The 14,710-nt window shown below is 63.0% G+C and carries 13 protein-coding genes; 11 read left to right on the top strand and 2 right to left on the bottom strand.

From position 1 onward, the window contains the following. Positions 1–93 precede the first annotated feature (93 nt). From HMPREF1249_RS03735 to HMPREF1249_RS03690, 10 genes are all read left to right on the top strand, one after another. Complete coding sequence (locus tag HMPREF1249_RS03735; RefSeq protein WP_021775863.1) at positions 94–585, top strand: DUF1850 domain-containing protein; 492 nt, start codon at positions 94–96, stop codon at positions 583–585. A gap of 52 nt (positions 586–637) precedes the next feature. Beyond that, positions 638–2,629, top strand: a complete 1,992-nt coding sequence (locus tag HMPREF1249_RS03730; RefSeq protein WP_021775856.1) for a TRAP transporter permease — start codon at positions 638–640, stop codon at positions 2,627–2,629. Positions 2,630–2,761: 132 nt separating this feature from the next. After that, complete coding sequence (locus tag HMPREF1249_RS03725; protein WP_008523417.1) at positions 2,762–4,000, top strand: outer membrane protein assembly factor BamB family protein; 1,239 nt, start codon at positions 2,762–2,764, stop codon at positions 3,998–4,000. Between the two features lie 48 nt (positions 4,001–4,048). Continuing rightward, positions 4,049–4,867 (top strand): hypothetical protein, encoded by an 819-nt coding sequence (locus tag HMPREF1249_RS03720; protein WP_021775859.1) that lies wholly within the window; start codon positions 4,049–4,051, stop codon positions 4,865–4,867. Between the two features lie 231 nt (positions 4,868–5,098). Then, complete coding sequence (locus HMPREF1249_RS03715) at positions 5,099–6,442, top strand: YjiH family protein (RefSeq protein WP_021775864.1); 1,344 nt, start codon at positions 5,099–5,101, stop codon at positions 6,440–6,442. A gap of 154 nt (positions 6,443–6,596) precedes the next feature. Then, entirely contained in the window at positions 6,597–7,325 is a 729-nt protein-coding gene (gene pxpB / locus HMPREF1249_RS03710; protein WP_021775850.1) for a 5-oxoprolinase subunit PxpB, read from the top strand. Beyond that, entirely contained in the window at positions 7,322–8,398 is a 1,077-nt protein-coding gene (locus HMPREF1249_RS03705; RefSeq protein WP_021775853.1) for a 5-oxoprolinase subunit C family protein, read from the top strand. The genes pxpB and HMPREF1249_RS03705 overlap by 4 nt, the downstream gene beginning before the upstream one ends. Continuing rightward, positions 8,385–9,155, top strand: a complete 771-nt coding sequence (locus HMPREF1249_RS03700) for a LamB/YcsF family protein (protein WP_008519672.1) — start codon at positions 8,385–8,387, stop codon at positions 9,153–9,155. The genes HMPREF1249_RS03705 and HMPREF1249_RS03700 overlap by 14 nt, the downstream gene beginning before the upstream one ends. Further along, positions 9,152–9,955, top strand: coding sequence for a putative hydro-lyase (locus HMPREF1249_RS03695; RefSeq protein WP_008519670.1), 804 nt, complete (start codon positions 9,152–9,154; stop codon positions 9,953–9,955). The genes HMPREF1249_RS03700 and HMPREF1249_RS03695 overlap by 4 nt, the downstream gene beginning before the upstream one ends. A gap of 39 nt (positions 9,956–9,994) precedes the next feature. After that, positions 9,995–10,684, top strand: a complete 690-nt coding sequence (locus HMPREF1249_RS03690; protein ID WP_008523412.1) for an aspartate/glutamate racemase family protein — start codon at positions 9,995–9,997, stop codon at positions 10,682–10,684. 57 nt (positions 10,685–10,741) lie between these two features. On the opposite strand, the gene HMPREF1249_RS03685 is transcribed toward HMPREF1249_RS03690, so the two are convergent. Both HMPREF1249_RS03685 and HMPREF1249_RS03680 read right to left on the bottom strand, forming a co-directional pair. Continuing rightward, a complete protein-coding gene (locus HMPREF1249_RS03685; RefSeq protein ID WP_008519665.1) occupies positions 10,742–11,887 on the bottom strand; it encodes a YibE/F family protein in 1,146 nt (381 codons plus the stop codon). Beyond that, on the bottom strand, positions 11,881–13,416 hold the full coding sequence (locus HMPREF1249_RS03680; RefSeq protein ID WP_008519663.1) for a gamma-glutamyltransferase family protein: 1,536 nt from the start codon (positions 13,414–13,416) through the stop codon (positions 11,881–11,883). Before HMPREF1249_RS03680 ends, HMPREF1249_RS03685 begins: the two co-directional genes overlap by 7 nt. A 211-nt stretch (positions 13,417–13,627) precedes the next feature. Here HMPREF1249_RS03680 and HMPREF1249_RS03675 point away from each other — a divergent pair, with 211 nt between their 5' ends. Then, a complete protein-coding gene (locus HMPREF1249_RS03675; protein ID WP_008519659.1) occupies positions 13,628–14,692 on the top strand; it encodes an AI-2E family transporter in 1,065 nt (354 codons plus the stop codon). Positions 14,693–14,710: the final 18 nt, after the last annotated feature.

Below are 14,710 nucleotides of genomic sequence, written 5' to 3'. Positions count from 1 at the left end.
TCGGCCTTTTCGAGCCCAGCGGCTTCTTTGGCTCTAATCGAGGAGGGGATCCGGTTCGCCGGTTCCCCTCTTGTCTTCAAAGGGGCGGAGGACGTGAAAAAATTTTATTTCGCCGGTCTGGTCTGTCTGGCTGCGGCTGCCGTTTTTTTCGCGTTTCGTCCCCAGTTGTACTTGATCGTTCGGGACGAGTCCGGGAGGGTTCGATATGCCGCCAAAGTCGACGAGGGGCAGCAGTTTACGGTTCGTTTTGTCCACTCGGTGGCTCTGAGGCCGGTGGACGAGATTTACACGGTTCGGCCGGACGGGATTCAGGTGACCGCGACAGATTACGATATGACCGGCGCGGGGCTTCCGGCTGAGCCGCTGCCGGGGCAGAAGTTTGAAATTTCGAACGGTAAGTTTCACATCACCGGGTTCACGACGGTTTTAAAGACGCTGACGTATCGGGTGGCTCGAGTGGTGGCAAATCATCGGTTCATTATGAACGGCGCTGAGCATCGGCTCAGCGAGTGGGGGAATCCGGGGCGTCCTGTGACGTTTTCCGTGATCCGAACGTCGCCGCTTTTCATCTGGCGGGGTTTTTGACCGGCTGGAGGCGCTGGGCGGACGCTGGGACAGTTGATGGGAGTGAAGACGATTGAAGAACGCTGAGAAGGATCTGGAGAAGAGCGCGGCTCAGTCTGGCGAGTCGCCGGCGGTTTTGTCGGCGGAGACTGTGACAAATGAGGAAAAGACGCAGGAGATTTTGGAGAAGTACGACCGAGAAGCGCAGGTCCGCGGCTTGAGCAGCCCCTGGGGGCTGGCGATTCGTTGGATGTGCATTCTTTTCTCGCTGTTCCAGTTTTACACCGCCGGGTTCGGCGTGCTGCCGGCGACGATTCAGCGGTCGACTCACCTGTTCTTCGTGATGGCGCTGATCTACCTGCTCTATCCGATGACGTCCAAGATGTCCAGAAAGTCAGTCCACTGGGCTGATCTGGCGTTGGCAGTCATCAGTTCGGTGGTGGCGCTTTATCTGACGGTCAACTATCACAATCTGATGTTCCGCGCCGGCGAGCCGACGACGATTGACCTGATTTTCGGCGCCTTGGCGATTCTGCTGGTGCTTGAGATCTCCCGCCGTATCGTGGGAATGCCGATTGTGATCATCGCAGTCGTTTTTGTGGCCTACGCCAAGTGGGGACATTTGATTCCGGGATTTTTGGCTCACCGGCAGATCGGTTGGACTCGAATTATCAACCACATGTACCTGACGACTGAGGGGATTTTAGGGGCGCCGCTGGGCGTTTCGGCGACGTTCGTGTTCCTGTTCATCCTGTTCGGCGCGTTCCTTCACAAGTCGGGGCTGGGAAAGTTCTTCATCGACTTAGCTCTGGCGGCGACGGGACACCGGGTCGGCGGTCCGGCGAAGGTGGCCGTTCTGGCTTCGGGCCTCTTTGGGACGATTTCCGGCAGTTCGGTGGCCAACACGGTGACGACGGGAACCTTTACGATTCCTCTGATGAAGCGGATTGGGTACTTGCCGCACTTTGCTGGGGCTGTTGAGGCGGCGTCGTCCACCGGCGGACAGCTTATGCCGCCGATTATGGGCGCTGCGGCGTTCATCATGTCCGAGTTTATCGGCGTGCCGTACATTCGTATTGCCACGGCCGCGATCCTTCCGGCGGTTCTGTACTATTTGGCCGTGTTCGTGATGATTCACATGGAGGCGCTGCGCCTTGGCCTGCGGGGGATCCCGAAGGAGGAGCTGCCGAACACGAAGAAGGTGTTCTTCAGCGGCGGGCACCTGCTGATCCCTGTTGTAGTGATCATTTACATGCTGGTGAAAGGGTACACGCCCCTGAAGGCGGCGTTCTACAGTATCCTTTGGACCGTGGCTATCGCCATGTGCCGGAAGGCGACCCGCATGTCGGTGAGGGATATCCTGGACGCTTTCGAGGACGGCGCGAGAAGCGCTCTCGGCGTGGCGGCGGCCTGCGCCTGTGCCGGGCTGATCATCGGTTCGGTCACTCTGACCGGTATCGGGCTGAAACTGGCCAACGGCATCGTGGCGCTTGCGGGCGGCAAGCTTCTGCCCACGCTGTTCTTCACCATGGTGGCGTCGATTATCCTTGGGATGGGGCTTCCGACGACGGCGAAGTACATCGTCCTGTCCGCCATGGCGGCGCCGGCGATTCAAAAGTTCGGCGTGCCGACTCTGGCAGCCCATATGTTCATTTTCTACTACGGCATCATCGCGGACCTGACGCCTCCTGTGGCGCTTGCGGCCTATGCCGGCGCGGGCATTGCCGGGGCCGATCCGATGAAGACCGGCTTCCAAGCTCTGAAGCTGGCCGTCGCCGGGTTCCTGATCCCGTACTTCTTCGTTTACAGTCCCGAGCTGCTGATGATTCAGGCGAACGCTTCGGGGTTGATTCTGCCGATCGTGACGTCGATTATCGGGGCAATTCTTCTGGCGTTTGCCGGGGCCGGCTTCTGGCTGAAACAGTTGAACATCATCCAGCGGGTCTGCTTGTTTGCGGCGGCGCTGCTTCTTATTAAGCCCGGGCTAATCACCGACCTGTGCGGCATTGGCATTGCGGCTGCGGTGTTCATCTGGCAGAAGGCTTTGGTCTCGCGGCGCGCGTAAACTGACCGGGGGCGGCGCGCTGCGCCGTCCCCTTTGTATTCTGAGGCGCGAAAGGTCGGCTCGTATCGGCCGAGCGGTGGAAAGGCCGTGCAATAAACAAAAATTTTTCATTGGAACCCGGGGGGTGTGTCAGTGAGGATTTTTCGTCCGCTACTCGCTGTTTTCTGTGTTTTGTGCGCTTCGGCTGCGGCGGGCAACGAGCCGATTTTGACGATAGAGTCCCACATTCAGCCGGCTGCCCCTCAGGTTGTCACCGCGACGCCGGTGAGTTCTTCGCCTGCTGTTTCAGGTGAAGTGAAGAGGAAAAACGGCCCCACCCCCGCTCCTTCGTCCCGGGCGCATAAGACGCCGTCTGACGGACTGTACCGCGCCGGCGGCGGTTGCGCGGGCTGCTTTGGCCCCAACGGCGCGCTGAGCGGGAAGCCCGGACGGACCTTTACCTTTCCCGATCGGCTGACCGGCTCGCCGGTGGCTTACCGGGGCGTGCTGTACCTGTCCTGCGGTCAGACGCTGTGCGCGTTTGACCCGAAACGGGAGAAGCTGCTTTGGGCGGTTCAGCTGAAAAGCCGTCCGACAGTTCCCGCTCTCGCCGGAGGGCGGATGTTTTTCGGGACAGAAGACGGCAATTTGGTGGCGCTGAAAGCCGAAACTGGTGCCGTCCTGTGGCAGCTCAATGCCAAGGGGATGACGTTTTCCTCTCCTGTCACGGCGTTTGAAAATGCTTTTTTTGCGGTCAGCTCCAGCGGAACGCTTCTGTGCCTCGACGGCGCGTCGGGAAAAGTGAAGTGGCAGACCGAGACGGGATTGAACAACCCGACGGCGCTCTTGTTTGCTGACGAAATACTGCTTGTCGGCGGACAGAACCTCGGATATCAGGCGTATCATCCTGTTTATGGATATCGTCGGTGGCAGGGCGGCGACGGCACGTCGATGGACGTGTCGCCCAGCTGGTCCGACGGGACGGCATACTTCCCCGACACGAGGGGGCGCGTCAGAGCGCTGCGGGCCCAAAACGCCCGGTTCCTTTGGACGAGCGAGCCCTTCTCGCCGCTGGCAGCTCCGCTGGTCGTCTCAGGTGAACGGGGTTGGGGCGTCACGGCGGACGGCGCGGTTTTTGCCGTCGGCTTGACTGAGGGAAAGGTTATCTGGCGTACCCAGCTCCCTGGACGGGTCTTGACCGCTCTTGCCGTTTCGTCCGACGGGCATGGTGTTTATACGGTGACCGAAAAGGGGGCATTGTACGCTCTGGACGGAAATACGGGTATGGTACAATGGGACATCCCGTTTGGCGAACCCCCAGCGGCTGATCCCGTGCTGAGCGGCGGCGCACTGTGGGTTTGCTGCGGGAACAAATTGAGTGAAGTGCGGTGATTGGTCCCAGCCGCGCGCTCGAAACCTGGCGGAGGAGGAATTGACACAATGGCTGATCAGAAAAAGAAGAACGAGTCCGGCAGCACCACGGCAAATTCAGCGCGGGAGAAAAAACGCCTGCCGCTGATCGTCCTGGGCATTTTGGTTTTAGTTATCTTGGTGAACGTGGTCTTCACTTTGAGCAGGGACCAAGTCGGGCCGTTGAAGGAAGAAATTGCCAAACAGCAGGCCCAGATTGAAGAAATGCAGGGCAAATTCGCTTCCCTGAGCGAGAAAGTCGGACAGCTTCAGGCGATAACTAACGGGATCGTCGGCGAGAGCGCCGCTCACGACAAAGTCCTTCGCGCTGGGTACGACCTTTATAAAGCCCAGCTGAAATACCTGAACGACGCGGTAGGCGAGATGGGCCAGCTTTTGGGCGACGTGCCTCAGGTCCCGGCAAACGACGAGGCGAAAGAGACCGCCCCGGTGATCGTTGAGGCGTTGAAGCCTGAAGCGGCCGCAGAAGCCCAAAAAGGCGAGGCTCCGGCTCCTGAGGTCAAACCCGACGAGAGGGCCGAGGAGCCGGCTCCGGCAGAAGCTCCGGCCGTCGAGGTCAAAAAGGACGAGGCTCCGGCTCCTGAGGTTAAGCCCGCTGAGCCGGCTGTAAAGTCGGCCCCAGCAGAAGCTCCGGCTGCCGAAGTCAAAAAGGACGAGGCTCCGGCTCCTGAGGTCAAGCCCGACGAAGCGTCTGTAAAGTCGGCCCCGGCAGAAGCTCCGGCCGCCGAAGTTAAAAAGGACGAGGCTCCTGCTCCTGAGGCCAAGGCCGCGGAGTCGGCCGAAAAGGGCGCCCCGGCGGAAGCTCTGGGCCCCGGCGAGAAGCAGTAGACAAACACATCAGAAGACGGACCATCCGGCGAGGGTGGTCCGTCTTTTTACGCTGTTTTATCGAAGAAGTGGTAAGATTATCTACAAAAATAAATCGTCGCGGCTTGTGGCGCTTTTGCGCCGGTCGAGCGAGAGGGAGATGGTCGCCGGAGGGCAGAAAACTGGACGCAGAGCGGGAGGGACAACGGCGGACGCGGCGGCAATGCGTCCTGTAGGTGAAGGAGGTCGCAGATGAAAGGCGAAGCTCGTTCTGGAAATATCCTGAAGTTTGTCCTGTGCAGCTTGTTTGGCGTTTTCATGTTCTTTTACCCTCTGACGATCGGCGGAAAGTCAACGATTCCCGTTGACCACATCATCAGTTATATTCGAGCCAACTGGGCGTCCGGCGCGAAGCTCTACGTGCTGCTGGTCATGTACTGCGGCGCCCTGTTGCCCTTTTTGAGGAAGAACTGGAACAAGGACGGCATCACGACGTTCTTCTCGATCGCCAAGGTGTGCGGCGCGATTTTCGGGACGATCTTCTTTTTCAACATGTTCTCGGCCTCGCCGAGTATGGCGTGGTTCTGGGACAAAGAAGTCGGCCCGTTCCTGTACAACACCCTTTCGACGCCGGTCGGCCTGGTCATTCCCATCGGCTCCATCTTCCTGGCGTTTCTGGCTAGCTTCGGCCTGATGGAGTTCACCGGCGAGCTGATGACGCCGATCATGCGCCCGGTCTTTAAGACTCCCGGCCGCTCGGCGATCGACGCCGTAGCGTCGTTTGTGGGCAGCTATTCCATCGCCCTGATTATCACCAACGGCGTGTACCGCTCGGGGCGGTATTCGGCCAGAGAGGCCGCGATCATCGCGACGGGCTTTTCGACGGTTTCGGCCACGTTCCTTCTGATCGTCGCGAAAACGTTGGGACTGATGGACCGCTGGTCGATGTACTTCTGGGTGTCCCTGCTGGTGACGTTCGTCGTCACGGCCCTCACGGCTCGGCTGTGGCCCCTGCGCTCTATTCCGAACACGTACTTCACCGGCGAGAAGGTCGAAGACCCGGTCCGTCAGGGGAGTATCTTCCAGCGGGCGTGGGAAGCCGGCATCGAGACGGCCGAACACACAAAACCCATTTTCGTGCTGGTGTGGGACAACCTCAAGGCGGGGCTCAACATGGCGTTTGCGGTCATCCCGTCCATCATGTCGGTCGGCCTGCTCGGGCTGGTTCTGGCTACCTACACGCCGCTGTTTAACTGGTTCGGCTACCTGTTCTATCCGTTCTTCAAGGTCTTCGGCGTCAGCCAGGCCCTTCTGGGCGGCAAGGCCGCGGCGGTCTGCCTGCCTGAAATGTTCCTGCCCGCCATGCTGATTGCCGGCGAGGGTACGGCTCTGCTCAAGTTCGTCATTGCTGTGGTGAGCATTTCCGAGATCCTGTTCTTCTCCGCGTCGATTCCCTGCGTCATGGGGACGGATATTCCGCTGTCTCTTCGGGACATTTTGGTTATTTGGTTCGAGCGGGTGGTGCTGTCGGTCGTCATCACGATTCCGATTGCCATGCTACTGGGCTTCTCCGACGTGGTCGCCGCGGCGTCATAGCGGTTCAACTGTTTTTAAATCGCTTCCCCTGAGGGGAAGCGATTTTTTCGTGCCGAAGGCCCGGAGCCGCCGAGACGGCCCAGGACGGCGCTCCTGTGCTAAACTAAACTATCATCACATGAGAACAACTGTTGCGGCTGTGGGGGTGACCCGATTGGTCTCGGTTCTGCCTGCCGGAGAGGGCTGTCTGTTTTTGGACTTTGGGAACGTCATCGATATGGAGGTGAACGGCCGCGTTCAGGCGGTGAAGCGGGCTTTGGAGGGCCGGCCGTTTGTTGGGTTGGTTGAGCTGGTCCCGTCGTACCGTTCGTTGGCCGTGTACTTTGACCCGATCGCGACAGACGTCCCGGCCTTGAGAGAGGCTCTGGCCCGTTTGGCTTCCGAAACGGCCGCTCTGCCGGCTGAGGGCGGAACGGTCCTGCGCCTGCCGGTCTGCTACGGCGGCGACTACGGCCCGGACATGGGGAACGTGACGTCTCATACCGGGCTGAGCGAGGCCGATGTGGTGGCCCGGCATACCGGCCGGGACCTTTACTGTTACATGTTGGGCTTTCTGCCCGGGTTCGCCTACTTGGGCGGCATGGACGAGTCGTTAGCGACACCCCGTCTGACGACGCCGCGAAAGCGAATAGAGCCCGGTTCGGTGGGCATAGCAGGGCGCCAGACCGGCGCGTATTCGGTAGCCAGCCCGGGAGGGTGGCAGATCATCGGCAGGACGCCGGTGCGGCTGTACGATCCCGACAGGTCGCCGGCCGCGGCGATTCAGGCCGGCTTCTGGGTGCGCTACTACGCCGTGACGGCCGAGGAGTATGGCCGTATCGCGCGGCAGGTCCAAGCCGGCGCGTACCAGCTTGAGTTGGGGAAGAGGGGGAGCGGGGAATGAGACTGCATATCAGCTCTCCCGGCCCCCTGACGACAGTACAGGATTTGGGCCGATGGGGATATCAGGCGATGGGAATGCCGGTCTCCGGCGCGATGGACCCGTCCTCGCTCCGGCGGGGAAACGCGATGCTGGGCAACCGGCCGGGGGACGCGGCGCTTGAAATGGCCTGCGTCGGGCCGGACGTGACGTTTGAAGGCTCAGGGGCGGTCGTCCTGACTGGCGCCGAGCTTTCGGCGCAGCTGAACAGCAAGCCGGTGGAGAACTGGGCCGTTTTTGAGGTGAAGTCGGGCGACAGGCTCCGTTTCGGCCAGCTGCGCCGCGGCGTCTGGGGATACCTGTGCGTCACTGGCGGAGTGAGCGTCCCACTCGTGCTTGGCAGTCGGAGCACGTACCTGAAAACCGGCACTGGCGGACACGGCGGGCGGGCCCTCGCCGCGGGCGACGTTTTGCAGACTGGCGAGCCGTCGGCCGCGTGGCGGCGCCGCGTCGGGTTTATCTGTCCGGACTCTCTCAAGCCCGACTGGTCCGACCGGGCGCTCGGTTTGGTCTTGGGCCTTCAGCAGGACGCGTTCCCGCCCGCCGGGCTGGCGACGCTCTTTGAAAGCGAGTACCGGGTTGATCTGACGTCTGACCGAATGGGGTACCGGCTGGAAGGGCCAGCGGTCGAGCGCGCCCTGCCGCCGGATATCGTCTCCGACGGCGTGCCGCTCGGAAGCGTTCAGATTCCCGGCTCCGGGGAGCCGATTGTCATGATGGCGGACCGGCAGACGACCGGAGGGTACACAAAAGTTGGCGTCCTGACGGCGGTCAGCACGGCGTTTTTGGCCCAGCACCCCGCCGGTTCGTCGGTGAGGTTTCGCCGGCTGAGCCAGGACGAGGGAGTTGAAGAAGCCCGGCGGGAAGCCGAGGTTTTAGCGGAACTCGCCCGCGCCGTTGCCCGTTGGTTCGCCAGGCCGGACGAAAAGCTGAAGACGACGCTCGGCGGGACGTGGGGCCCCGCCGGCCAGAGATGGAACTTGGCGTGGCGGCTTGAGGGCCGCCTTGAGGGAGGAAGGGCAAATGAACGTGGTTGACCTGAACAGCGACTTGGGCGAGAGCTTTGGGCCGTGGGTCATGGGCCGGGACGAGGACGTCCTGACGTTCGTCTCGTCGGCCAACGTGGCCTGCGGGTTTCACGGCGGGGATCCGGCGGTGATGCGCCGGACCGTTCGCATGGCGGCGGAGCGCGGCGTGGCTGTGGGAGCGCACCCGTCGTACCCTGACAAGGTCGGCTTCGGCCGCCGGGAGATGAACTGCACGCCCGACGAGATTTACGCCGACGTGCTGTACCAGATCGGGGCACTTCGGGCGTTCTGCGGGGCGTGCGGCGTGCCGCTTCAGCACGTCAAGCCCCACGGGGCCATGTACAACACCGCCGGCCGGGACGAGGCCAAGGCGGCGGCGATCGCTCAGGCCGTACGGGACGCGGGCGGCGGTTTGATTCTGCTGGGGCTGGCCGGCTCGGCGCTCGAGCGGGCGGCTCAGACGGCGGGCGTTCGGTTCGCCGCCGAAGCGTTTGCCGATCGGGGGTACATGGACGACGGCTCGCTGGTGCCGCGCTCGCGGCCCGGCGCGTTCGTGACCGACCCGGACGCGGCGGCCGAACGGGTCATTCGTATGGTGAAAGAAGGGGTCGTCCAGTCGGTGAACGGCCGCTCCGTTCCGTTGGCGCCTCAGTCGATCTGCCTTCACGGCGACAACTCGGCGGCCGTCGAGCTGGCTCGGACGCTCCGAAAGAAAATTGAGGCGTCGGGCATTCGGATCGCACCGTTGGCGGAGCTGATCCGATGACCCGGGCAGCTGACTACGCCGACGCCTCGCCGACGCAGGTTAGGGAAATGATTCGCGCCGGTCGGTGGGACAACCCCACGTCTGGCATGTGCGCCGGGTACGTGCAGGCCAATCTGGTCGTCCTGCCCCGGGACTGGGCGTTCGATTTTCTCCTGTTCGCGGTCCGCAACCCGGTGCCCTGTCCAATCTTGGACGTCACAGAGCCGGGGGAGACCGAGCCGAAGCAGATGGCGCCGGGCGCGGACTTGGCGGCCGATCTGCCCAAGTATCGGGTGTGGGAGAACGGACGACTGACCGCCGAGCCGACCGACGCGCGGCCGTTTTGGCGGGACGACTTGGTGGCTTTTCTCGTCGGCTGTTCTTTCTCCTTTGAGACGGCGATGGCTCAAGCAGGCTGTCCGGTTCGGCATATAGAGTGCGGCTGCAACGTGCCGATGTACCTGACGAACCAGCCCTGCCGGCCGGCGGGACGAATGAAAGGGAACATGGTGGTCTCCATGCGTCCCGTTCCGTCTCATCTGGTGAGCCGGGCGGTTCTCTCGTCCGGCCGGTTCCCGCGGGTTCACGGCGCGCCGGTCTGGGTCGGAAACCCGGAAGGGCTTGGCGTCGCGGACTTGAGCAAGCCGGACTTCGGCGAGCCCGTGCCGATCAACCCGGGCGAAGTGCCGCTTTTTTGGGGGTGCGGCGTCACGCCGCAGGCCGCTCTCATGGCCAGTAAGCCGCCGTTTGCCATTACCCACGCGCCCGGACACATGTTCATCTGCGACGTGAGGGACAACGAGCTGGCGGTCTTTCCGTAGTTGGCTGGGCAAGAAACAATCGAAGAGGAGGGGCGTCCTGTGGGACCGAAAAAGATATTAGGCGTGTACGGCGGGCTTGGACCTGCCGCTTCCGCCGAGTTCATGCGGCTGCTGGCCGAGTTGGCGCCGGCGTCATGCGACCAGGAACACCCGGTCGTTTACCTGTACTCCAACCCGAAAACGCCCGATCGGTCGGACGCGCTGCTGCGCGGCGGCCCGAGCCCGGAAGGTCCTCTGAAAGCCGGGCTCGAGACCCTGTGCCGTTGGGGGGCGGATATCCTCGCGGTGCCGTGCAACACCGCCCACTGCTTTATCGACCGGTTCAGGGAAGAGCTGCCCAAACCGCTGATTCACATTGTGGAAGCCACGGTGAGCCGGGCTTTAGAGGTCTCGCCGGCCTGCTGGCTCGTCGCGACCGGCGCGACGCTCGCGTCGGGTATCTACGAGAAGGAAGGGGAACGACAGGGGGCCCAGTTCTTTGAGCCGGAGCCCGACGAGCGCCCGGAGTTTGACCGGATCATTCGGCTCGTCAAGGGCGGGCGGATGGAAGAAGCGGGGGAACGGATGAAATCCGCCTGCGGCCTGCTGTGGCGGCGACGGGAGCTGCCCGTGATCTGCGCCTGCACCGAGCTGCCTCTGGCGTGGGCAGCGGCGGGGCTGCCGGACGAGAGAGGAGTTTCGAGCCTTGAAAGTTTGGCTCGAGCGTGCCTGAACGAGCTGTACGAGTAGACGAAAAATAAAAAGCAGTGCGGCCGAAGTTTTCTTCGGCCGCACTGCTTTTTTGAGTCAGCGCTTTTTCCGCCACCACGCGGCGAGGGCTCCCGCTGCGGCGGTGATAGGAACTGTGAGCAGCAGTCCGACGGTACCCGCCAGACTTTGCGCAATTTCTTGGGCGACCTGCCCGTCGTTGAGCAGCTGGTGGATGTCCGGTTGGGCTTGGGCCATGAGGATCAGAAGGCACAGGCTGCTGCCGAAATACGCCAGAACCAGCGTGTTGACCATGGTGCCGAGAATTTCCCGCCCCACGTTCAGCCCTGACTGCCAAAGTCGTTTCGGCGCGATGTCCGGGTCGTAGTCCTCCAGTTCGGCCATGGCTGCGGACACGGAGATCGCCACGTCGTGAACGGCGCCGGCCGCGCCGATGATGACCGACGCGAGGAACACGTGTCCCATGTTGATCCCCTCGACGGTCGAAGAGAGGACGAGCGCGCCGTCGGAGCCCAGTCCGGTGATCTGCCACAGCTTGAGGGCCGCAAAGCCGAGGAACCACGCGGCCACGGCGCCGCCCAGCGCGCCGCCTAAGGCGACCGGCCAGTAGCGCTTGCGCCTGACGACGACGCCGATGGTCAAAATGGACACGACGGCGACGGCGCCCAACGCGCCGGCCAGCGGAGACGAGCCAGCGGCGGCCGACGGCAGAAACACCGAGGCTAAATACCACATGGAAAGCGCCAGCCCGATCAGCGCCCGGGCGCCTGCCCGTCCCGCCGAGACGACCAGCAGCCCGGCCACGGCGGTCAGAAACGCGACGACCGCCGGCAGGCGGAACCGGTCGGCCAGCGACGCCACGGTTGAACCGTCCGGCAGAGTGTCGATGACCATCACGTAGTCGCAGCCGGGTTTCAGCTCCAGCGCGCTGTTGACCAGCCGCTCAATTTTCACCGTCTCCCTGGCACCCTGCCGGTCGCCGGACCGGTACAACACGCTGGCTAAAATGGACTGGCTCTCCCAATTCGGGTCGTCCTGCGCCGAACTTTCCTTCGGCAGAAGTTCGGTCTTCAAAAGCCTGACGATCCACGTTCCTTGGTCGGTCCAAGCCCGACGGGCCAGGACGTCGCTTGCCGTGTACGCGCCGACTGACAGGACGGCGACGAGAACGAGATAGGTTAAGCGGCGAAGGAGCGGCGTTTTCTTCTCTTGAGGGGCTACCATACGGCAACAGCTCCGTCGGTCCGGGGTTCGGTCGCGCCGCAGAGGACGCCCGAGCCATCCCGGAGAATCACTTGACCGCGGCCGAAGCTGGTATCGTCGGCTGAAACGGTTACCTGATGGCCTCGGTCTTTCAGGGACAGGGCTAAGTCGTTGGGGAAGGTCTGCTCCAGCTCGAGCGACAGGCCGCCGGTCCACTGCCACCGAGGCCGATCAAGGGCTTCCTGAGGGTTCAGACCGTCGTCGGCCAGCGAGCTGACCACTTGGACGTGGCCCTGCGGCTGCATGAACGCGCCCATGACGCCGAACGGCCCGAAGGGCTGGCCGTCCCGGCAGAGGAATCCCGGGATAATGGTGTGATACGGCCGCTTGCCCGGCGCGAGACAGTTCGGGCTGGCTGGATCAAGGGAGAAATTGGCCCCCCGGTTGTGCAGAGCGATGCCGGTGCCGGGGACGACCACGCCGCTGCCGAACCCCATGTAGTTACTCTGAATGTAGCTGACCATGTTGCCGTCCCCGTCAGCTGACGCGAGGTACACCGTGCCGCCGCACCTCGGCGAACCGGGACATGGCAGCTCGGCTCGGTTCCGGATGAGGGCGCGGCGTCTCTCGGCGTAGCCCTCGCTCAGCAGATCGGCCAAGGGGACGTCGGCCTGTCGGGGATCGGCGATGTAGGCCTTTGCGTCGGCGAAAGCCAGCTTCATGGCTTCGACGGTTTGGTGGAGAAAGAGCTCCCTATCCCGTGTCGGCTCAAAGCCCCGCAGGATGTTGAGCGCCAGAAGAACGGTCAACCCATGGCCGTTTGGCGGCAGCTCGAAGACCTGATAGTTCCGGTAGGGGACCGACAGGGGCTCGACCCATTCGGGAGAGAACGCCGCCAAATCCTCGGCGCTCAGCCACCCGCCGGACGACCGGACGAACGAGCCGATCTGCCGGGCCAGTTCGCCGCGGTAAAAACTCTCGCCGCCCGTGCGGCCGATCTCTTCTAGGGTCTCGGCGTGGTCCTTCAGCGTCACGAGCTCGCCGGGCTCGGCTTCGGCGAGTCCGAACGTTTGAAGCCACGGGGCGAAGAGGCCATTTTCCCTAGCGAGGGCCGAGAAAAGCTCCTGCGCCGCCTTCCACAGTTGGGCCACTTTTGGCTGCAGGGGGAACCCGCCGCGGGCGTACCGAACCGCCGGACGCAGGACGTCGGCCAGCGGCAGCCGGCCGAATTTTTTTGAGAGCGCGCCCCAAGCGGCTGGGACGCCAGGGACGGTGATCGGGGCGAGCCCTCGGGCCGGGACTGACGAGTGGCCCTCGTCGCGTAGCGTCTGAGCCGTCAGGCCAGCTGGACAGGGGCCGCTGGAGTTGAGGCCGTAGAGCTTCCCTCCCGTGTGGACGAGGGCGAACGCGTCGCCGCCCAAGCCGTTGCTGGTGGGCTCGACGACCGTCAGAACGGCGGCGGCCGCCAAGGCGGCGTCTACTGCGTTGCCGCCGGCCTTGAGAACTTCAATTCCGGCTCCGGCCGCCAGAGGGTTCGACGCGGCCACCATCCCATTTTTGCCGAAAACGAGCCGCCGTCGGGACGGGAAAGAGTACCGCTGAGAGTTAAACGGGAAAGCCACAGGGATCACGTCCAGTCTTCGTGTCGAAAGTTCCGCACCGTTTCGCCTCATTGGGCTGAATCGGCGGTCCTTTGCCATTATACGACCGAGGCGGCCGTGTTAAGATAATACAAACCACAGGGTGAGGGGAGGCAAAACGATGGATGACCAGCCGCTTGTACCGGACGGCCGAACCGAGCGGCGCAGCTTTCTTATCGCGTTGGGCTTGGTGACGGCGGCGTTCGTCTGGCTGCTGAGGCCCTTCTGGGGCACGCTCTTTTGGGCCTGCGCCCTCGCCGTGCTTTGCGCGCCGCTGTACCGGCGGTTTCAGAAGGCGACCGGCTGGAGGAGCAGTCCGTCGGCGGCAGTGACGCTCGCCGTCGTGGCTGTGGCGGTTATCGGGCCGCTGTGCCTGTTCGCCGCCTCGTTCTTCGCTCAGGCCACGTCCATTTACCGGGACGTTCAGTCCGGGGCGATTGACCTGTCGCAGTACAGCCTGCGGGTGCGCCAATCGTTTCCGGTTGTGCAGGCAGCCCTGACCCGGCTGGGGCTCGGCGGCTCGTCGCTGTCCGAGGGGATGACGAGCGCTGTCCTCGCGGCCGGCCGGTTTGTGACCCAAAACGCCGTCTCGTTGGGGCAGGGCGCACTGGGGTTGTTTGCCGACTCCTGCTTGGCCCTGTACATGGCGTTCTTTCTCATTCGGGACGGAGGCTCGCTGGCCGAGATCCTCATCAAGGCCCTGCCGCTCGGCGACAAACGGGAGCGTCGGCTGTTTGAGACGTTCGTTGGCGTGATCCGCTCGACGGTGAAGGGCAACGTGCTGATGGCGTTCCTTCACGGGGTCATCGGCGCCGTCACTCTGGGATTTTTGGGAATGAACGGCTTGCTCCTGTGGGGCGTGGCGATGGGCGTCTTGTCTCTCGTCCCGCTCGTCGGCACGGCGGTCGTCTGGCTTCCCCTGTCGATTTACATGGCCTCGTCGGGCAACTGGACAGGGTGTTTTTTCCTCGCCGGAGTCGAAATTGCAGCGATGGTCGGCGTCGACAACGTCCTTCGTCCGGCGATGGTCGGACGGAGCCTCCAGATGCCCGATTATCTGGTGCTCTTGTCGACGCTCGGCGGGTTGGCTTCGTTCGGCTTGGGAGGCATGATCGCCGGCCCGTTGGTGGCGGCCCTTTTCGTGTCCGCGTGGAAGATATTCATGGGCGAACTGAACGACAGATAAAAAACTCCCAGAGGAAAT

Origin of the sequence: Jonquetella sp. BV3C21, from assembly GCF_000468895.1 — a bacterium.
GTDB lineage: Bacteria > Synergistota > Synergistia > Synergistales > Dethiosulfovibrionaceae > Jonquetella > Jonquetella anthropi.
The sequence above is the reverse complement of the archived record's forward strand: the minus strand, read 5'-3'. Positions and strand labels throughout refer to the sequence as shown.